At 63.6% G+C, this 19343-nt stretch carries 23 protein-coding genes; 13 read left to right on the forward strand and 10 right to left on the reverse strand.

Annotated features, from left to right (window positions below; genetic code table 11):
* Positions 1-41: 41 nt before the first annotated feature.
* The 3 genes from ppdK to M0209_RS07460 all read right to left on the reverse strand — a co-directional run bounded on the left by ppdK (position 42) and on the right by M0209_RS07460 (position 6174).
* Positions 42-2693: a pyruvate, phosphate dikinase gene (gene ppdK, locus M0209_RS07450; protein WP_258887652.1), complete on the reverse strand. Its 2652-nt coding sequence runs from the start codon at positions 2691-2693 to the stop codon at positions 42-44.
* Positions 2694-5129 (reverse strand): glycine--tRNA ligase subunit beta, encoded by a 2436-nt coding sequence (gene glyS / locus M0209_RS07455; protein WP_258887653.1) that lies wholly within the window; start codon positions 5127-5129, stop codon positions 2694-2696. It lies immediately after the preceding gene.
* Between the two features lie 178 nt (positions 5130-5307).
* Entirely contained in the window at positions 5308-6174 is an 867-nt protein-coding gene (locus M0209_RS07460; RefSeq protein WP_258887654.1) for a glycine--tRNA ligase subunit alpha, read from the reverse strand.
* 222 nt (positions 6175-6396) lie between these two features.
* Between M0209_RS07460 and M0209_RS07465 the strand changes: the two genes are divergently transcribed.
* The 8 genes from M0209_RS07465 to pth all read left to right on the forward strand — a co-directional run bounded on the left by M0209_RS07465 (position 6397) and on the right by pth (position 11597).
* Positions 6397-6726, forward strand: coding sequence for a UrcA family protein (locus M0209_RS07465; protein WP_258887655.1), 330 nt, complete (start codon positions 6397-6399; stop codon positions 6724-6726).
* Positions 6727-6817: 91 nt separating this feature from the next.
* The gene (locus M0209_RS07470) at positions 6818-7288 is read left to right on the forward strand and encodes a hypothetical protein (RefSeq protein ID WP_258887656.1); all 471 of its coding nucleotides are present in this window, start codon (positions 6818-6820) and stop codon (positions 7286-7288) included.
* Complete coding sequence (locus tag M0209_RS07475) at positions 7285-7485, forward strand: helix-turn-helix transcriptional regulator (RefSeq protein WP_258889591.1); 201 nt, start codon at positions 7285-7287, stop codon at positions 7483-7485. Before M0209_RS07470 ends, M0209_RS07475 begins: the two co-directional genes overlap by 4 nt.
* The gene (locus M0209_RS07480; protein WP_258887657.1) at positions 7482-8129 is read left to right on the forward strand and encodes a hypothetical protein; all 648 of its coding nucleotides are present in this window, start codon (positions 7482-7484) and stop codon (positions 8127-8129) included. Before M0209_RS07475 ends, M0209_RS07480 begins: the two co-directional genes overlap by 4 nt.
* Positions 8130-8149: 20 nt before the next feature.
* The gene (locus tag M0209_RS07485; RefSeq protein ID WP_258887658.1) at positions 8150-9034 is read left to right on the forward strand and encodes a TraB/GumN family protein; all 885 of its coding nucleotides are present in this window, start codon (positions 8150-8152) and stop codon (positions 9032-9034) included.
* 24 nt (positions 9035-9058) lie between these two features.
* Positions 9059-9946: a TraB/GumN family protein gene (locus tag M0209_RS07490; RefSeq protein WP_258887659.1), complete on the forward strand. Its 888-nt coding sequence runs from the start codon at positions 9059-9061 to the stop codon at positions 9944-9946.
* Between the two features lie 179 nt (positions 9947-10125).
* Entirely contained in the window at positions 10126-10746 is a 621-nt protein-coding gene (locus tag M0209_RS07495; RefSeq protein WP_258887660.1) for a 50S ribosomal protein L25/general stress protein Ctc, read from the forward strand.
* Between the two features lie 284 nt (positions 10747-11030).
* The gene (pth, locus tag M0209_RS07500; protein WP_258887661.1) at positions 11031-11597 is read left to right on the forward strand and encodes an aminoacyl-tRNA hydrolase; all 567 of its coding nucleotides are present in this window, start codon (positions 11031-11033) and stop codon (positions 11595-11597) included.
* On the opposite strand, the gene M0209_RS07505 is transcribed toward pth, so the two are convergent.
* Together M0209_RS07505 and M0209_RS07510 are read right to left on the reverse strand one after the other, a co-directional pair.
* Positions 11594-11839: a transcriptional regulator gene (locus M0209_RS07505; RefSeq protein WP_258887662.1), complete on the reverse strand. Its 246-nt coding sequence runs from the start codon at positions 11837-11839 to the stop codon at positions 11594-11596. The two genes, pth and M0209_RS07505, sit on opposite strands and share 4 nt — an antisense overlap.
* A 228-nt stretch (positions 11840-12067) precedes the next feature.
* Positions 12068-12274: a hypothetical protein gene (locus tag M0209_RS07510; protein ID WP_258887663.1), complete on the reverse strand. Its 207-nt coding sequence runs from the start codon at positions 12272-12274 to the stop codon at positions 12068-12070.
* On the opposite strand from M0209_RS07510, the gene M0209_RS07515 reads away from it, so the two are divergent.
* From M0209_RS07515 to M0209_RS07525, 3 genes are read left to right on the forward strand one after another with little or no spacing between them, the layout of a single operon-like run.
* A complete protein-coding gene (locus M0209_RS07515; protein WP_258887664.1) occupies positions 12273-12782 on the forward strand; it encodes an AAA family ATPase in 510 nt (169 codons plus the stop codon). The genes M0209_RS07510 and M0209_RS07515 overlap by 2 nt on opposite strands.
* Before the next feature lie 31 nt (positions 12783-12813).
* Entirely contained in the window at positions 12814-13914 is a 1101-nt protein-coding gene (gene ychF, locus M0209_RS07520) for a redox-regulated ATPase YchF (protein WP_258887665.1), read from the forward strand.
* Positions 13914-14360: a MaoC family dehydratase gene (locus M0209_RS07525; RefSeq protein ID WP_258887666.1), complete on the forward strand. Its 447-nt coding sequence runs from the start codon at positions 13914-13916 to the stop codon at positions 14358-14360. Before ychF ends, M0209_RS07525 begins: the two co-directional genes overlap by 1 nt.
* On the opposite strand, the gene M0209_RS07530 is transcribed toward M0209_RS07525, so the two are convergent.
* The 5 genes from M0209_RS07530 to petA are packed head-to-tail and all read right to left on the reverse strand — an operon-like array spanning position 14357 to position 17905.
* Positions 14357-14593 carry a hypothetical protein gene (locus tag M0209_RS07530; RefSeq protein WP_258887667.1) on the reverse strand — a complete coding sequence of 79 codons (237 nt, stop codon included), beginning with the start codon at positions 14591-14593 and terminating at the stop codon, positions 14357-14359. The two genes, M0209_RS07525 and M0209_RS07530, sit on opposite strands and share 4 nt — an antisense overlap.
* Positions 14594-14631: 38 nt before the next feature.
* The gene (locus M0209_RS07535) at positions 14632-15168 is read right to left on the reverse strand and encodes an adenine phosphoribosyltransferase (RefSeq protein ID WP_258887668.1); all 537 of its coding nucleotides are present in this window, start codon (positions 15166-15168) and stop codon (positions 14632-14634) included.
* Positions 15165-16019, reverse strand: a complete 855-nt coding sequence (locus tag M0209_RS07540) for a cytochrome c1 (protein ID WP_408988189.1) — start codon at positions 16017-16019, stop codon at positions 15165-15167. The genes M0209_RS07535 and M0209_RS07540 overlap by 4 nt, the downstream gene beginning before the upstream one ends.
* Positions 16020-16028: 9 nt before the next feature.
* Positions 16029-17330, reverse strand: a complete 1302-nt coding sequence (locus tag M0209_RS07545) for a cytochrome b N-terminal domain-containing protein (protein WP_258887669.1) — start codon at positions 17328-17330, stop codon at positions 16029-16031.
* Complete coding sequence (gene petA / locus M0209_RS07550; protein ID WP_258887670.1) at positions 17327-17905, reverse strand: ubiquinol-cytochrome c reductase iron-sulfur subunit; 579 nt, start codon at positions 17903-17905, stop codon at positions 17327-17329. The genes M0209_RS07545 and petA overlap by 4 nt, the downstream gene beginning before the upstream one ends.
* Positions 17906-18053: 148 nt before the next feature.
* On the opposite strand from petA, the gene M0209_RS07555 reads away from it, so the two are divergent.
* Positions 18054-18503: a tRNA (cytidine(34)-2'-O)-methyltransferase gene (locus M0209_RS07555; RefSeq protein WP_258887671.1), complete on the forward strand. Its 450-nt coding sequence runs from the start codon at positions 18054-18056 to the stop codon at positions 18501-18503.
* The gene (hemF, locus tag M0209_RS07560; protein ID WP_258887672.1) at positions 18500-19342 is read left to right on the forward strand and encodes an oxygen-dependent coproporphyrinogen oxidase; all 843 of its coding nucleotides are present in this window, start codon (positions 18500-18502) and stop codon (positions 19340-19342) included. Before M0209_RS07555 ends, hemF begins: the two co-directional genes overlap by 4 nt.
* The last annotated feature ends 1 nt before the right edge of the window (position 19343 follow it).

Genomic DNA, 19343 nt, shown 5'->3' on the forward strand with positions numbered 1-19343 from the left:
ACCTTGGGCGACGGAACGCCGATTCGCCAAGGCCTTTCCCGCTATCCTGTCGCCAGTGCCGCCTGTGCCGCTGCGAGCCGGGCGATGGGAACGCGGTAGGGCGAGGCGCTGACGTAATCGAGGCCGACCTTCTCGCAGAAGGCGATGCTCGCCGGGTCGCCGCCATGTTCGCCGCAGATGCCGAGCTTGATGTCGGGGCGCGTCGCCCTGCCCCGGTCGGCGGCAATTTGAACAAGCTCACCCACACCGTCGATGTCGAGGCTGACGAAGGGGTCGCGTTCGTAGATGCCCTGGTCGACATAGACACCGAGGAAGCGGGCCGCGTCGTCGCGACTGACGCCGAGCGTAGTTTGGGTCAAGTCATTGGTTCCAAACGAGAAAAACGCACCGACCTCGGCGATTTCGCCGGCCTTGAGCGCGGCGCGGGGCAGTTCGATCATCGTGCCCACCAGATAGTCGATGCGCTTGCCGCGTTCGGCGAACACCGCTTCGGCGGTGCGGTCGATCACCGCCTTCATCAGCTCGAGCTCGCGTTTGGTTGCGACCAGCGGGACCATGACTTCGGGGATGGGGGAGACGGCGAGATCGCACGCGGCCTCAAAGATCGCGCGCGCCTGCATCTCGTAGATTTCGGGGTAAGTGACGCCGAGACGACACCCGCGATGCCCCAGCATGGGGTTGAACTCGTGCAGTTCCGCCGCACGCCGCTTGAGCATGTCGACGGTCAGCCCGGTCGCCTTGGCCACATCCTCGAAATCGGCCTCGGCATGCGGCATGAATTCGTGCAGCGGCGGGTCGAGCAGGCGGATCGTCACGGGCAGACCCGCCATCACCTCGAACAGCCCCACGAAATCCGCGCGTTGCTCCGGCAACAGCTTGGCCAGCGCCACGCGGCGGCCCTTTTCGTCCTCGGCCAGGATCATCTCGCGCACCGCGGTGATGCGGCCCGCGTCGAAGAACATGTGCTCGGTGCGGCACAGCCCGATGCCCTCCGCGCCGAAGTCGCGCGCGACCTTGGCGTCGGCGGGCGTCTCGGCATTGGCGCGCACTTTCATGCGGCGCGACCCGTCGGCCCAGACCATCAACGTGCCGAAATCGCCCGACAATTCGGGCTGGATCGTCGCCACTTCGCCCGCCATCACTTCGCCGGTCGAGCCGTCGAGGGTCAGCATGTCGCCCTCGCGGATTTCCCGACTGCCGACGCGCGCAACCTTGGCCGCCGCGTCGATGCTGAGCGATCCTGCGCCCGAGACGCACGGACGGCCCATGCCGCGCGCCACGACCGCCGCATGTGACGTCATGCCACCGCGCGCGGTCAGGATGCCCTTGGCTGCGTGCATGCCGTGTATGTCCTCGGGGCTGGTTTCGGTGCGGACGAGGATGACCGACTGGCCCTTGTCGGCGCGCTTTTCCGCCGTGTCGCTGTCGAACACGGCAATGCCCGAGGCGGCACCGGGCGACGCGGGCAGACCCTTCACGATCACATCGCGCTTGGCCTTGGGGTCGAGCGTCGGGTGCAGCAACTGATCGAGCGCCGACGGATCGACGCGCATCACCGCCTCGTCCTTCGTGATCAGCCCTTCCGCCGCCATATCGACCGCGATCTTGAGCGCGGCCTTGGCGGTGCGCTTGCCCGACCGCGTCTGCAGCATCCACAATTTGCCGCGCTCGACGGTAAATTCGATGTCCTGCATGTCGCGGTAATGCGCCTCGAGCAGGTCGAACACCTTGGCCAGCTCGGCATACACCACCGGCATCGATTCCTGCATCGACAGCGGCTTGGCCTTCGCCCGTTCGCGGGCAGCAGTGGTGAGATATTGCGGCGTGCGGATGCCCGCGACGACGTCCTCGCCCTGCGCGTTGATCAGATATTCGCCGTAATAGGCACGCTCGCCGGTCGCGGGGTCGCGGGTGAAAGCGACGCCCGTCGCCGAGGTGTCGCCCATATTGCCGAACACCATCGCCTGCACATTGACCGCTGTGCCCCAGTCGTGCGGGATGCTGTTGATCCGGCGATACACCTTGGCACGTTCGGATTGCCACGAGCCGAACACCGCGCCGACCGCGCCCCACAGTTGGTCGTGGACGTCCTGCGGGAACGGCTTGCCCCAAAGCTCTTCGACCAGCGCCAGATATTTGGCAACGAGCGCCTGCCAGTCCTCAGACTCCATCTCGGTATCGAGGTAGTAGCCCTTGTCTTCTTTGGCGATTTCCAGCGCTTCCTCGAACGCGCCATGATCGAGCCCAAGCACGACATCGGCGTACATCTGGACAAAGCGGCGATAGCTGTCCCACGCAAAGCGCGCGTCGCCGCTGACCGTGGCGAGGCCAACGACCGTCGCGTCGTTGAGGCCGAGATTGAGCACGGTGTCCATCATGCCGGGCATCGAGACGCGCGCGCCGCTGCGGACCGAGACGAGCAGCGGGTCGCTCGCGTCGCCGAATTTCTTGCCCGTGACACCCTCGATATGCGCGATCCCGCTGGCGACTTCGGCGTTCAGTTCGGGCGGGAATTTCTCGCCTTCCTCGTAATAGCGGGTGCACATCGGGGTGCTGATCGTGAAGCCGGGAGGCACCGGCAGGCCGATCGACGCCATCCCGTCGAGGTTCGCACCCTTGCCGCCGAGCAGTTCCTTCGACAGCCCCTTGCCGTCCGAAACGCCGCCGCCGAAACGATAGACATATTGGGTCATTCAGCCCTCGATTTTGGAGAAGTCGGCGACGCGGTGGACCGCATCGCGGAAACGCGCCAGCAGCGCCAGCCGCGCCGCCCGCTTGGCGGGGTCGGGATCGTTGACGGTGACGTTTTCGAAGAACGCGTCGATGGGGGTACGAAGCGTGGCGAGCGCGGACATCGCGGCCTCGAAATTTTCCGCGTCGATGGCGGCGGCGGCCAGCGGTTCGGCGGTGTCGAGCGCGGTGGTGAGGGCGGTTTCTTCACCCTCTTCGCTTCGCGGAGAGGGCGGCGCAGCGCCAGCGGAGCCGGGAGAGGCCTGAACCGGCGGCTCGTTCCTCTCCCGATGCTTCGCATCGCCCTCTCCGCGAAGCGAAGAGGGTTGGTCCTTCTTCAAAATATTCGCCGCGCGCTTGTATCCGGCGAGCAAATCCGCCCCCTCGGGCGTGCCGACAAATGCCTGCAACGCCTTCACCCGCGCGAGCAGGCGGACGAGATCGTCCTCGCCGCCGAGCGCGAACACCGCGTCGATCAGGTCGTGGCGGACACCGGCCTCGCGCTGCTGGACTTTGAGGCGGTCGGTAAGAAATTCCATCACCGGGTCAAAGGCATTTACGTCGTCCGAGCGTTCGGAAATCAAGGCTCTCAATCCAGCGAAACGATCAACCTGATTACGTCTGACGAACAGCCCCATGACCTTCTTTTCCACAAGGTCAAAATCGCTTGCGCGGACAAAGTCTAGCGTTGCTTCCCATTGTTTTAGGAAGTCCATATGTGCTTCTGATTGCTCGATGACGTCATCAGCGTCATCGCTCACTTGAGACAAGAGCTCGATTTCCGAAACTGCACAGGCGTCTCGCAGGCCAACCCGCAAATTCAGGCTAATGCTTATTGCATTGATCGCAAGAGCAGCGCGCCGCAGGGCGAACGGGTCCTTGGATCCAGTAGGCTTTTCCTCAGCTAAGAAAAATCCAACCAATGTATCCAACTTATCCGCCAGCGACACCGCCACCGCCACCGGCGCGGTCGGGACGTCGTCGCCCTGCCCGACCGGCTTATAGTGATCGCGGATCGCGTCGGCGATCACATCGGGCAAGCCCTGCGCGCGGGCGAGGTGGCCGCCGATGATGCCCTGAAGCTCGGGGAATTCGCCGACCATGCCGGTGACGAGGTCGGCCTTGCACAGGCGGGCGGCGGTTTCGGCGAGGGATGCCAAACCCTCTCCACTTTGTGGAGAGGGCGGCGCAGCGCCAGCGGAGCCGGGAGAGGAAGTGACGTGCAACTCGGGCCTCTCCCGATGCTTCGCATCGCCCTCTCCGCGAAGCGAAGAGGGTTTGACGATCCCCTCCTCGCACAACCACCGGGCCAGCTTCGCGACGCGCTCGACCTTATCGGCCACCGTGCCTAGCTTTTCGTGGAAAACGATCTGCGACAGCTTCTCCGCCTGCATCGCGAGCGGCACTTTCAGGTCGTTTTCCCAGAAGAACTTCGCATCGCTCAACCGCGCCGCCAGCACCTTGCGATTGCCCGCAACGATCGCAGCCCCACCGTCGCTCGCGTCGATATTCGCGGTGCAGACGAAGGCGTTGGCCAGCGCGCCGTCGGCATCCGTGCACGCGAAATATTTCTGGTTGGTCCGCATCGTCAGCTGGATGACTTCGCGCGGCACGTCGAGAAACGCCGCATCGAACCGCCCGAGCAGCGGCACCGGCCATTCGGTGAGGCCCGCGTTTTCGAGCACCAGCCCCTCGTCCTCAACGAGCACCAGCCCTTCTGCAGCGGCAGCGGTCCGCGCACCGTCGCGGATAAGGGTCGTACGTTCGGACAAATGGACGATGACATGGGCATCGCGCAGCTGTTCCACATAGCTGTCTGCGTTGCGGATAATTAAGGGTCCGCTGTGGTGGAAACGGTGCCCCATCGTCGCCGCGCTGCTCGTTATGCCGTCGACTTCGCACGAGACCACCGCGTCGCCGAACAGCGCGACGATGCCCTGCAACGGGCGCACCCAGCGCAGGCTTTCGGTGCTGAACGACGCATCGCCCCAGCGCATCGATTTGGGCCAGGGAAAGGCGCGGACGACGGCGGGGATGGCTTCGGCGAGGACTTCGGCGGTCGCGCGTCCAGGTTTGTCGATCACCGCGAAGAACACGCCGTCGCGTTCGACGAGTTGTTCGCGCGTCAGGCCCGTCGAGCGCAGGAATCCGGCGAGCGCCTGCTCGGGCGCGTTGCTGCGGGGGCCTTTGCGTTCTTCGCTGACCGCTGCCGTCTGGTCGGGCAGCCCGCGCGCGATGAGCGCGAGGCGGCGGGGCGTCGCAAAAGTCTCGATGGCCGTCGCGGTTAGGCCGGCTTTGGCGATCTCCTCGGCGAACAGCCGCGCGAGATCGTCCTTGGCCTTGACCTGCATCCGCGCGGGAATTTCCTCGGAGCGGAGTTCGAGAAGGAAGTCGGTCATTGAAATCCTCCCCCAGCTTGTCTGGGGGAGGGGGACCGCCCCGCGAAGACGGGGTGGTGGAGGGGCGTGCACTGTTCGAACTTGGCACGATTTCGTGAGCGAGCACGCCCCTCCACCACCGCTTCGCGGCGGTCCCCCTCCCCTGCGTCTGCGCGCAGGAGAGGATTTGCGAGGCGGCTCACGCCGCCCATCCGTTCTTCGCCATCCAGCCCGCGCACGCGCCCTTCGCCAGATCGCGGACGCGGCCGATGTAGGCTTGGCGTTCGGCGACCGAGATGACCCCGCGCGCTTGCAGCGTGTTGAAAATGTGGCTCGCCTTGATCGCCTGTTCGTAAGCCGGGATCGGCAGTTCGGCGGCGAGGCTGTTTTCGCATTCAGCGACGGCCTTGCGAAACCCGTCGAACAGCGACTCCGTGTTCGCGACCTCGAAGTTCCACTTCGACATCTGGCGCTCGTTTTCGAGGAACACGTCACCATAGGTCACGCCCGTATCGTTGAACGCGAGATCATAGACGCTGTCGACGCCCTGCACATACATGGCGAGGCGCTCGAGCCCGTAGGTCAGTTCGCCCGCAACCGGCTTGCAGTCGTACCCGCCCATCTGCTGGAAATAGGTGTATTGCGTGACTTCCATCCCGTCGCACCAGACTTCCCAGCCAAGTCCCCATGCGCCCAAGGTCGGCGATTCCCAGTCGTCCTCGACAAAGCGGATATCGTGCAGGCGCGGGTCGATGCCGATGGCGTCGAGGCTGCCGAGATAGGCCTCCTGCATGTCGGGCGGGCTCGGTTTCAGGATGACCTGATATTGGTAATAATGGCCGAGGCGGTTGGGGTTTTCGCCATAGCGCCCGTCGGTCGGGCGGCGGCAGGGCTGGACGAAAGCCGCATTCCACGGATCGGGGCCGAGCGCGCGCAGGGTGGTGGCGGGGTGGAACGTCCCTGCCCCCATTTCCATGTCGTACGGCTGCAAAATGACGCAGCCGCGCGCGCTCCAGTAATCGTGGAGCGTCAGGATCAGGCGCTGGAAACTGAGCGGCTGGGCCACGGGGGGTCTTTCGAGTCGCGGTATGTGCACGTGCAGCACGGGATCGCCCGCCCCTTTGGCGAACCGGCTTTGGGGGGTCAAGCTAGGCGAACAATGGCGGATGTCAGGGAAAAATGACCAAAAGTAAGGTATGCTTGACATAGTCAGCGAATCGCGACATATAGTCAGCACAACCTGACATTTTGACAGGTTGACCGTATAGCCTCAGGAAGGGAACCAGTCATGAAAATGCTCCTCGTCGCTTCGACGATCCTGCTTGCCGCCGCCGCGCCGGCGTGGGCGTCGCCCGCCGAAACGCCCGTCACCAGCGAAGTCCGCACCGACGATCTGAACCTGGGCACCGCCGCCGGACGCACGCGGCTCGAAGCCCGCGTCGGTCGCGCCGCGCGCCAGCTGTGTGCCCTGTCGGAACGCGGTATCGCCGCGCTGGACGCCGAGAAGCGCTGCGTCGCGCTGGCGATGAAACAAGCCGCGCCGCAAGTCGATCTTGCAGTCGCCAAGGCCTCGTCCGCCGTGCAGATCGCCGCCCTCGCGCCGGTGCGCGGCGGTTGATCCGGTCGGTGCCCGGGCCGGTCCGGAGGCGGGCAACCCCGCCTGCCTCCGGGCCGTGCCGGGTGCCAGCAATTTTGAAAGGAACAGCGTGATGGCGCGGATCAACCGGCACGATCTCTATTACCGGCTGATCGACATCAGTTTTGTCGTCCAACTTTTCTGCTTGGCGCAGTTTTTCGTTCGTATTGTGTCCGGTCGCGTTTTTCTGTCCGGAGCGGCAAAGAGCGTTGCCGTGACCGCATTCGTTCTGTCGATTTTGATTCCTGCAATCCTGATCTTCTGTCGCTTCATGCGCGACGATTTTTCCGAACAACTATGGCAAAAAACCGCAGGCAGCGTTCTCAAATGTCTGGTGATCCTGCCGGTGCCGATAGCGTTTTTTGTCAGTCTTGCCCTCGCGACGGGGACAATCCACATCCCTCCAGGTTCATTGCTGACCGACAGCGAGCGCACGACCGGTGCGATAAACGGCATTATCCGTTCGATGGTCGTGCTTTGGTTGTTAACCCCCGCGTTGTTCACCTTTACCTTTCAATGGCACCGCTGGAGAGCGAGCCGTTGAAGAACCGCCTGAAAGTGCTGCGCGCCGAACGCGACTGGAGTCAGGCCGATCTGGCCGACCGGCTCGATGTGTCGCGTCAGGCGGTGAACGCCATCGAGACGGGCAAGCACGACCCCTCGCTGCCGCTCGCATTCCGGATTTCGCGGCTGTTCGACATGCCCATTGAAACCATATTCGACGATGGAGCCGAAGGATGACCAGTTCGACCGATTACGCGCCGACCGGACCCTCGACGACGGTCCGCGTCCTTCGGATAACGCTGCTGGCCTTCCTGCTCATTGCCGCAACCGGTTTTGTCGTCGGCTTCATGGCTGCGCACCGCGACCGGGGCGATCCCGACATGAGCCTGCGCGCGCTCGCCATCCTTGCCGCTGTCGCGCTGGCGAGCGCCGCAGCCGCATTCCAGATTTTCCGTGACGGCCGCCGCCTGTTCACCGGCGTGTCCGGACTGCCTCGGCGCGAACGGGCATCGTTGCGTTGGCTCGGTATTGCATTAGGGGCCGGTCTGGTTGGCGGGGTCGCCACGGTCGTGTCGGACGATGCCGGCTGGCTGACCGACACCCGCGGCACCTTGTCTCCCGCCCTTGCCATTGCCTGTGCGGTGCTGCTCGCGACACTCGCGCCATGGCTGACCTGGCGCTGGTGGCGCGAGATCGACGAGCATGAACAGGCGGCATACACCGAAGGCGCGAACGTCGCAGGACATTTCACGTTGCTCGGCGGTATCGCTTGGTGGGTGCTCGCCCGCGCGAGGCTGGTGCCCGAACCCGATGTCATGGCGCTGGTCGTCGCCATGAGTTTCGTCTGGACCGGCGTCTGGTTCTACCGCCGCTATTTCTGATTTTCGCCATGGAGTTTCACATGCGTATCAAGACTATCCTCCTTGCCCTGCTCGCCGCCCCTGCGTTCGCGCAAACCCCTGCCCCTGCACCCAAACTCATGGCAGACCCGGCGTTGTGGGTGGTCAAGGACAAGGATACGACGATCTACCTGATGGGCACCGTCCATGTGCTGAAACCCGGAACGGTGTGGCTCGATGGCGGGGTGAAGAAGGCCTATGATGCGTCGTCGGAAGTCGTGCTCGAGCTGATCCAGCCCGAACCGGCGGTCGCGCAGGCGCTGGTCGGCAAATACGCCATCGACCCCGACGGCCCGCCGCTCAGCCAGAAACTGTCGCCGGAACTGCGCGCGAAATACGAGAAGGTCGCGACCGATCTCGGCTTGCCCGCGCCCGCGTTCGAGAAGTTCGAACCCTGGTTCGTCAGCACCATCCTGTCGCTGACGGCCATCGGGAAGGCGGGCTACAACCCCGAAAGCGGCGTCGAGCGCCAGATCACCGAAGCGGCGAAACGCGATGCCAAGAAATTGGGCGCGCTGGAAACAATGGACGAACAGCTCGGCTTCTTCGCGTCGCTGCCCGAGGCGGCGCAGCTCACCCTGTTGAAAGGGACCATCGAGCAAATGCCTGAGACGAAAACGTTCTTCGATGCCATGGTCGCCAACTGGGCAAAGGGCGACCCCGAGGCGCTGGCGCGAATGCTCAACGAGGCCATGGGCCAGTCGCCCGAATTGCTCGACGTGCTGCTGGTCAAGCGCAACGAACGCTGGGCGAAGTGGATCGATGCGCGGATGAAACAGCCAGGCACGATTTTCATCGCGGTCGGCGCGGGGCATCTCGCGGGCAAGGGCAGCGTCCAGGACCGGTTGAAGGCGTACCGGCTTAAGGCGAAGCGCATTCCTTCGTAGCTTCCGGGGCGCTATGCAAAGCCGATGATCCGCATTCCGACGCTTGCAACCGCCGCCCTCGCCCTCGCCGCCTGCGGGGGGACCGAGGCGAAAGCCCCCGCGACCGCCGCGCGCCCTGCGCTGTGGAAAGTCGCCGACGCCGATACGACGATCTATCTCTTCGGCACGATCCACCTGCTGCCCAAAGGGTTGAAGTGGACGACGCCGACAATGGCAAAGGCGATGGCCGCGTCGCAGGGACTGGTGCTCGAGGTCGCGCTCGACAAGGATCCGGCCAAGCTCGGTGCGGTAATGCTCAAGCTGGCAAAATCGCCCGGACTGCCCCCGATCCTCGACCGCGTGCCGCCGGAAAAGCGGGCGGCGTTGAAGGCAGTGATCGACGGCAGCGGCCTGTCGCTCCCCTATCTCGACGGACTCGAGACCTGGGCAGCCGCGCTCGGCATTGCGTCGGCGACCAACGCCAAACTCAACCTCAGCTATGCCGACGGAGCCGAAACGCAATTGACCGATGCGTTCGAGAAAATGGGCAAGCCGGTCGGCGGCCTTGAAACCGCTGAACAGCAGCTCGGCTATTTCGATACCTTGCCCGAAGCGTCGCAGCGCCAGTTCCTGACCAGCATCGCCGACGATACCGCCGACGCGGGCAAGGAATTCGCCGCGATGATCGGCGCGTGGAAAGCAGGCGACGTGCGCCGGATCGCCGTCACCTTCGACGACGAGATGAAACTGTCGCCCGATCTCGCCGATGTGTTGCTCCACCGCCGCAACAACAATTGGGCGGGCTGGGTGAGCGAGCGGATGAAGCGGCCGGGCACGGTGTTCGTCGCGGTCGGCGCGGGGCACCTTGCGGGCAAGGGGTCGGTCGAAGAACTGGTTGCGAAGCGCGGGTTCCGGGTGACGCGGGTGCAGTGAATCTGTGCTCCTGCGAAAGCAGGAGCCCTGCTGACCCTGGCATCCCTCCCGTCTCCAAGGCTCCTGCTTTCGCAGGAGCACGGTCGGTTGCAAATCGCCCCCTCCCCCGCTATGCGCGCGCTTCCCCGTCGCTTTGACATCCCTGGAGGCGCGGCGGGTGCAACACTTGGAGAAATAAAATGAGCGATCAGCTGACTTTGTCGGCCGAAGCGCGCGAGACGGCGGGTAAGGGAGCCAGCCGGGCATTGCGTCGTGAGGCCCGCGTTCCTGCCGTCGTCTATGGCGCAGGCGAAGCCCCGATGGGCATCCACCTCGAGGAAAAGGCGCTGATGAAGGCGCTGCACACGGGGCATTTCATGAATTCGGTCGTGATGCTGACGGTCGGCGGTAGCGAGCTTCGCACCCTGCCCAAGGACGTTGCGTTCCACCCGGTCACCGAACGCCCGCTGCACGTCGATTTCCTGCGGATCGGCGAGCACAGCAAGGTTACGGTCAGCGTGCCGGTGCACTTCGTCAACGAACTCGCCTCGCCCGGCATCAAGCGCGGAGCGGTGCTCAACGTGGTCCGCCACGAACTCGAGCTCGTTTGCGATGCGGCGGAAATCCCCGACGAGATCAAGATCGACCTGACCGGCACCGATGTGGGCGATTCGATCCATATCTCGTCCGTGACCCTGCCCAAGGGCGTGGCCTCGGCAATCACCGACCGCGACTTCACCATCGCGACGCTGGTCGCCCCGTCGGCGCTCAAGTCGAGCGAAGGCGATACCGCGACCGAGGGCGAAGCCGAAGCGGAGTAATCGAGATCCTCCCCTGCGCGCAGACGCAAGGGAGGGAGTGACAGGTCGGATCGTCCCCCGGACGATCCTCGAACATGCGGGGCATGTTCGACCTGCCACTCATGCGAAGCATGGTGGAGGGGCGAGCAATGTCCGGGCTTCAGAGCAGGTACGACCAGCGCACGCCCCTCCACCACCGCTACGAGTTTGAGGTCGGTCGTGCCCCCGGCACGACCTCGAACTGCCGGGGGCAGTTCGACCTCAAACTCCCCCTCCCCCAAGTCTTCGCTTGGGGGAGGATTTAGGTGCAACTCTGGGTCGGCCTCGGCAATCCGGGCGCGGAATATGCGCTGCACCGGCACAATGTCGGCTTCATGGCCGCAGACGCGATCACGCAGGAATGGCGCTTTTCGCCTTGGAAGGCGAAGTTCAAGGGCTCGATCTGCGAAGGCAGTATCGGCAGCGAGAAAATCCTGCTGCTCAAGCCCGCCACCTTCATGAACGACAGCGGCCGCAGCGTCGGCGAGGCGATGCGCTTCTACAAACTCGAAGCGCCGCAGGTGACGGTATTCTACGACGAACTCGACCTCGCCCCGTTCAAGGTGAAGGTCCGTACCGGCGGCGGCGCGGCCGGCCATAACGGCATCCGCTCGACAATGGCGCATATCGGCGAGGATTTTCGCCGCGTGCGGATCGGCATCGGCCATCCGGGCCATAAGGACCGCGTGACGGGGCATGTGCTGGGCAATTATGCCAAGACAGAAATGGACGACCTCGCGCACCTACTCGGGGCGATTGCGGCAGAGACGAAATGGCTGGCCGAGGGCGACGACGTACGATTTATGAGCGATGTGGCAATGCGAACCACCTAGCCACCGGCTCGAAATTTGGAATAATGCTGCGATACCGCGCCGGGAGTAATGTCCAAGAGCTTTGCAATGTCGGCAGCTGTCACTTCATCACGTGACTCGAAACCGGCGCGCAAGACCGCCTGACCAAACGCGCTCAATCGCGTCCCCGTTTCGTTCTTGGCGTAGCCTCTCAGCACAGCGAGCAATTCGGCATCTGCCTCAAGGCGCTTTAACTCACGCAGGATGATCTTTCTCGGTGACATGAACCTCAGTTTCTAAACATAAATATCACTTGATGCATTTAGTTTAATCGGTCATGTCGTAAGTTACGGCATTCAAATGATGTCGTCAACGTCGGCAGGAGACAGTCCAATGCGCGTGAGCGATGCATACCTAGGGAGCTGCAAGACCCTTACAAAATCTATCCAAAAACTGAGAAAAATTCTACGCGTTCGCGGCCCTTGGCGCCGATCAATTACGCTTAGGGAATATCACGATTTCCTTGTGGCAAAGCTTGCGGTCACGCCTAAGCGAAAACTCGATTTACGCTGGATATAAGGCAAGAAATGAGTTTCAAATACGAGATCGTTGGGCTGCCAAATGTTGGCAAGTCTACGCCATTCATCGCGGGTGACGCAGACAGCGACGACATGCGTTTCATAAATGAAGTCGCCGTACGGATGGGCGCGTGAGGCCATGCAGCGCGTCCTCATCATCGGCCCGTGCGGGGCGGGAAAATCGACGCTGGCGCGCACGCTCGGCGAGCAGCTCGGGCTGCCGGTGTTTCATATGGACCAGCTCAACTGGCGACCCGGTTGGGTCGAAAGCACCAAGGACGAGATCCGCGCGCGGCTGAACGATATCGTCACGACCGACCGCTGGCTGATCGACGGCAATTACGGCGGCACGCTGGCCGAGCGGCTGGCACGCGCCGACACGGTCGTCTATCTTGATTACCCGGTCGGCCTGTGCGTCGCGCGCCTGCTGCGACGCATCTGGACCTATCGCGGGCGCAGCCGCCCCGACATGCCCGAGGGCTGCCCGGAGCGGTTCGACCTAGCGTTCCTGTGGTATCTCGTCCGGTGGAACAGCGGCCCGCGTGTGCGGACAGAAGCGGTGCTTCGGGGGCATGAGGACAAGGTCATCCGGTTGAAGACTCCTGCGGACCTCAATCATTGGATAGCCACGCTCGGCAACCCCGCCTAAGGCCGCAGCATTTACCTCAAGAGAGAAGATCATGGGTTTCAAATGCGGGATCGTGGGACTCCCCAATGTCGGCAAGTCCACCCTGTTCAATGCGTTGACGCAGACGGCGGCGGCGCAGGCGGCGAATTATCCGTTTTGCACGATCGAACCGAACGTCGGCAATGTCGCGGTGCCCGATCCGCGCCTCGACAAGCTGGTCGAGATCGGCAAGTCGGCGAAGAAGATCGAGACGCAGCTGGCGTTCGTCGACATTGCGGGCCTCGTGCGCGGGGCATCGACCGGCGAGGGGCTGGGCAACCAGTTCCTTGGCAATATCCGCGAGGTCGATGCCATCGTCCATGTGCTGCGCTGTTTCGAAGACGGCGACATTACCCATGTCGAGGGCAAGATCGACCCGATAGCGGACGCCGAGACGGTCGAGACCGAATTGATGCTGTCTGATCTCGAGTCGCTCGAAAAGCGCGTGCCGAACCTGATCAAAAAGGGCCAGCAGGGCGACAAGGAGGCCAAGGCGGCGGCGGGCGTCCTCGGCAAGGCGCTTGAGTTATTGCGGGCTGGGAAGCCTGCAAGACTGACCGCCATCGGCGACGCCGACGAGGCGCGGCATTTCGCCCAGGCGCAGCTGCTGACGTCGAAACCGGTGCTCTACGTCTGCAACGTCGAGGAAAGTGCGGCGGCAGAGGGCAATGCCCTGTCGGCCAAGGTGTTCGACATGGCGAAGGCAGTCGGTGCGCAGGCCGTTGTCGTCTCGGCGGCGATCGAAGCCGAAATCGCGACTATGCCGCCGGAGGACCGCGCCGAGTTCCTGTCCGATCTCGGGCTGACCGAAACCGGTCTCGCCCGCGTGATTCGCGCAGGTTATGCGCTGCTCGACCTGATCACGTTCTTTACCTGCGGGCCGAAGGAAGCGCGGGCGTGGACGGTGCACAAGGGTGCCACCGCCCCCAATGCCGCAGGGGCGATCCACAGCGATTTCGAACGCGGCTTCATCCGCGCCGAAACCATCGCCTATGACGACTATGTCGCCTGCGGCGGCGAAAGCGGCGCGCGCGAGGCAGGGAAATTGCGGTCGGAGGGCAAGGACTATGTCGTCCACGACGGCGATGTGCTGCTGTTCAGGTTCAACGTCTGATGCTCTATTTCGAAGACTTGGTCATCGGCACCAAGGCCGCCTTCGGTCGCTATGAAGTGACGCGCGAGGAAGTGCTCGAATTCGCGCAGAAATACGACCCGCAACCCTTTCATTTGTCCGACGAGGCCGCCGCGCAGACGCATTTCGGGCGGATCGCCGCGAGCGGCTGGCATACGTGTGCGATGATGATGCGGATGCTGGTCGAGAATATGTCGACGGTGCAGCAGGCCGGTCTTGGATCGCCGGGGCAGAACGAGCTACGCTGGCTGAAACCGGTCTATCCCGGCGATGTCCTGCGCGTCGAAACCGAAGTCCTCGAAAAGACGCCGTCGCGCAGCAAGCCCGACATCGGATCGTTCCTGTCGCGCGCCACGGTGTTCAACCAGCATGACGAACCGGTGATGACGACTGTGGCAATCGGGTTGATCCGGCGGCGGCCCGCCTAACAGGCCTTTGGGAATTTCGCGTCGTTGGCGGGTTGGCGTCCGCGTCCCATTGTCCAGTTCGACTGGAACCGCACCATCGGGTTGGGCGCGCACCAGATTTCGCCCGACTCGTCGAGCGCCGTGACCCAGATCAGATTATGCTCCTGCCCGTAATCTATCACGCCGATGGCGTAGCCCTTGCCCATGTCGAGGACGGTCAGCGGCAGTGGCGGATTGAGCTGAGTGAAGGACATGAAGCGGAAACGGCGAAAAGCGTTGCCGGTTCCGTGGCTTAGTGTCCGCCGAACGCCATCAGGCTCTCGACCGGAACGCCTTCGGCGCGCAGCCGGTCGGCACCGCCCAGATCGGGGAGGTCGATAGCAAACACCGCGCCGACGACTTCGGCCCCGGCTTCGCGGAGCAGCTTCACGCATGCCATGGCGGTCCCGCCAGTCGCGATCAGGTCGTCGACGATGAGCGCGCGGTGGCCGGGCAACACCGCGCCCACGTGCAATTCCAGCCGGTCGGTCCCGTATTCGAGGTCGTAATCGACGCCCAGGGTGGCACCGGGCAGCTTGCCTTGCTTGCGCGCAGGTATGACCCCTGCCCCCAGGGCCACCGCAACCGGTGCGCCGAACAGGAAACCGCGCGCATCGATGGCGATGATGCGGTCGGGAGCCAGCGGGCGCGCGATATCGGTCATGGCAGCCACTGCCGCCGCGAACCCGGGTCCATCGGCGAGTAGGGTCGAAATATCGCGGAACTGGATCCCCGGCTTCGGAAAGTCGCGGATCGTCCGGACCAGCGCCTTCAGCTGGTCGCGGTTCACTTGGCCTTCTTGGGCTTCTTGTCTGCCCAAATGCTCCGATAGGCGAGATAAGCCAGACCCGTCAGCACCAGCAGATAGGCCAGCGTTGCCCAGCCAACCGCGTGACGCGTCGGCAGGTTCGGCTCGGCGGCCCACATCAGGAAGGCGGACACGTCCTTGGCCATCTGCTTCTGCGTGTTCGGCGTCCCGTCGGCATAGGTCACCTGTCCATCGGCCAGCGGCGGCGCCATGGCGAGATTCAGGTTCGGGAAATACGGGTTGTAGTGCAACCCGTCCGGCGTTTTCGCGTCGGGGAACTTCTTGAGCAGTTCCGCCGGCTGGTCCTGATACCCGGTCAGCAGCGAATAGAGATAGTGCGGCCCTCCCTCGCGCGCCTTGGCCAGCAGCGACTGGTCCGGCGGCAGCGCATTGTTGTTCGACGCGCGCGCCATCGTCTCGTTCGCATAGGGCGACGGGAATTTGTCGAACGGCATCGCCTTGCGCGTGGCCGGTTCGCCGGTTTCCGGGTTGATCGACGGCACTTCGACGACCCAGTTCTTGGCAATCGCTTTCACTTCGGCCTTGTTGAAACCGATTTCCTCGAGGTCGCGGAACGCCACCTGCTTGAGCGAATGGCAGGCCGAGCAGACTTCCTTGTAAACCTGGAAGCCGCGCTGCAGCTGGCGGTTATCGTATTTACCGCCGACGCCCTCGAACGACCAGGAGATGTTCTCCTTGGGCTTCAAGTGGAACTCATGCTCCACCGTCGGGACCGGCGGGTCCTGCACATAGGCGACGACGTTCCACGCCAGCGACCAAAGCAGGGCGAGGACGAAGCCGGCACCGGCCAGCATTCCGATCGGACGAACCATTTGTAACCCCTATTCGGCGGGCTGGAGCGTGGGCGATGCCCCCGCGCCGCCCGTGACGCCGTATTTCGCAAGCACGCTTTCGGTGATCGAATTGGGCAGCGGCAGCGGCCGTTCGATCATCGAAACCAGCGGCAGGATGATCAGGAAGTGCAGGAAGTAATATGTCGTGGCGACCTGTCCCAGCATGACGTTGACTGCCGTCGGCTCCGCACCGCCGACATAGCCGAGGACAAAGACGTCGGCGAGCAGCACGAACAGGAACTTGCGGTAGGTCGGCCGGTAATTCGCCGACCGCACCGGCGAGGTGTCGAGCCACGGCAGGAAGAACAGCAGCAGGATCGACCCGAACATCGCCAGCACGCCCCAGAGCTTTGCCGGAATGAACAGGAAGTCCGAGGTGAAGCTCTTGAGGATCGCGTAGAACGGCAGGAAATACCATTCAGGGACGATATGCGCCGGCGTCGAGAGCGGGTTCGCCGCGATATAGTTATCGGGATGCCCGAGCAGGTTCGGCGCAAAGAACACCAGCAGCGCCATGATGATCAGGAACACGCCAACCCCGAAGCCGTCCTTCGCCGTGTAATACGGGTGGAACGGGACGGTATCGACCTCGCCCTTCACATCGACACCGGTCGGGTTCGACGAGCCCGGAATGTGCAGGGCCCAGATATGGAGGATAATGACCCCGGCGATCACGAATGGCAGCAGGTAATGCAGCGAGAAGAACCGGTTGAGCGCGGCATTGTCGGGCGCGAATCCGCCCAGCAGCCACACGCGGATCGTATCGCCGACAAGCGGAATCGCCGAGAAGAACCCCGTGATGACCTGTGCACCCCAGAAGCTCATCTGGCCCCACGGCAGCACATAACCCATGAACGCGGTGGCCATCATCAGCAGGAAGATGACGACGCCGAGCAGCCAGACGACTTCGCGCGGCGGCTTGTACGAACCGTAATAGAGCCCGCGTGCCATGTGGACATAAACGACCGCAAGGAACATCGATGCGCCGTTGGCGTGCAGGTAACGGAAGAACCAGCCGCCGTTCACGTCGCGCATGATGTGTTCGACCGAGTCGAACGCAATCCCACCGTCGGCGCGGTAGTGCATCGCAAGGATGACCCCCGACACGATCTGTACGACCAGCGCCAGCCCGGCGAGGACGCCGAAGTTCCAGAAATAGTTGAGGTTGCGCGGCACCGGATAACCGCCACCGATGGCATTATAGACGAAGCGCGGTAGCGGCAGCTTTTCGTCGAGATAGCGCATGAAGGGATGCTTCGGCGCATAATGCTGGGCCCAGGGAAAGCTCATGCCTTTGCTCCCACTTCGACAAGGGTGTCCGACCGGAACACATAGTCGGGCACATGCAGATTCTGTGGTGCCGGGCCTTTGCGGATGCGCGCGGCGGTGTCGTACACCGAGCCGTGGCAAGGGCAGAAATACCCGCCGAACTCGCCTTTCACTTCGCCCTCGCCAGCGCCCAGCGGCACGCAGCCAAGGTGGGTGCAGACACCCAGCGTGATCAGCCAGTTCTCTTTACCTGGCTTCGTGCGGTCGGCGAGCGACTGCGGATCGCGCAGGCTGTCGACCGGCACCTTGTTGGCTTCGGCGATTTCCACCGGCGTCAGGTTGCGGACGAAGAGCGGCTGTTTCTGCCAGATCGTCTTGATCGCCTGACCGGCTGCGATCTTCGAGATGTCGATTTCGGTCGTCGCCTGCGCGAGCACGTCGGCCGACGGGCTCATCTGGTTGATCGCGACAGCGGCGATCGGAATGACACCGACCCCGGCAAAGGCAACAGCCGCAATGTTGATAACATCGCGGCGGCGCAGTTCGGGTTCTGCCGCGATAACGGCGTCGGCGTCTGTAACAGCCGTTCCGGCCATAAAGATTTGTCCCCAAGTTGGCCGACGCGAAAGCAGGATGGCCCGCGTGACGGCGCTTGTCGGCGCGCTGATAGCGTCTCGCTCGTGGCTTGCAAATGCGAAAATGGCAGGCTTGTGACGGTTTGCCGCTGCCCCTACGGCATCGCGCATGCGTCTGGCCTGTTATCAGCCCGAAATCGCCGGAAACATGGGGGCGGTGCTGCGCCTCGCCGCTTGTTACGGCGTGCCGGTCGATGTGGTCGAGCCGTGCGGATTCGTCTGGTCCGATGCCAGGATGCGCCGTGCCGGAATGGATTATGCCGCGCAGGTGCCGGTCGAGCGCCACGCCGACTGGGCAACCTTCCGGGCGGTCCGCCCTGCCCGCCTGATCCTGCTGACAACCAAGGCACAACAGCGCCTCCACGATTTCGCGTTCATGCCCGGCGACACACTGGTCATGGGCAGCGAGAGCTCGGGCGTTCCCGCCGACGTCGCTGCCGCCTGCGACGCGGCTGTCCGCATCCCGATTTCGAGGGACGTGCGCTCGCTCAACCTTGCGGTCGCCGCCGCAATCGCCTTAACCGAGGCGCTCAGACAAACGGGGGAATTGCCGGCATGATCGAACTCGACGCCGAACAGCAACAGGCGCGCGACTGGTTCGAACGCTTACGCGACCGGATTTGCGCGTCGTTCGAAAGCATCGAGCGCGAAGCGGCGAGCGAGGCGAAGTTCGACTATCTGGAGTGGTTCCGCGACGACGACGCCAGCGGCAACAGCGGCGGCGGCGTGCGCGGCGTCATGAAGGGCAAGGTATTCGAGAAGGTCGGCGTCAATGTCTCGACCGTCGGCGGTGCGTTCGCGCCCGAATTCGCGCCCTCGATCCATGGTGCGGGCGAGAACCCCAATTTCTTTGCAACCGGGATCAGCCTGGTCGCGCATATGTCCAATCCGCACGTCCCCGCAGTGCACATGAATTGCCGCTTTCTGGTCACGACCAAGCGCTGGTTTGGCGGGGGTGCGGACCTCAATCCTGCGCTGCCCAAGAACGAGGACACCGCCGATTTCCACGCGGCGATGGAGCGCGCCTGCGCCGCCAGCCCGACCGGCGACTATCCGCGCTTCAAGCAATGGGCCGAAGATTATTTCTGGCTGCCGCACCGCAAGGTCCACCGCGGGGTCGGCGGCATCTTCTACGACCATATGGAAGGCGATTTCGACGCCAATTTCGCGCTGACCCGCGCGCTGGGCGAAGCGTTTCTCGACTCCTATCCCATGATCGTGCGGCGACGGATGGCGACGCCCTTCACCGAAGCCGAGGAACAGGCGCTGCTCGAATGGCGCGGCCGCTATGCCGAATTCAACCTGGTCTACGATCGCGGTACGTCGTTCGGCCTCAAGACCGGCGGCAATATCGACGCGATTCTGATGAGCCTGCCGCCGCGCGCCACGTGGAGCTGAC

Source organism: Sphingomonas sp. SUN039, assembly GCF_024758725.1.
Taxonomy (GTDB): domain Bacteria; phylum Pseudomonadota; class Alphaproteobacteria; order Sphingomonadales; family Sphingomonadaceae; genus Sphingomonas_O.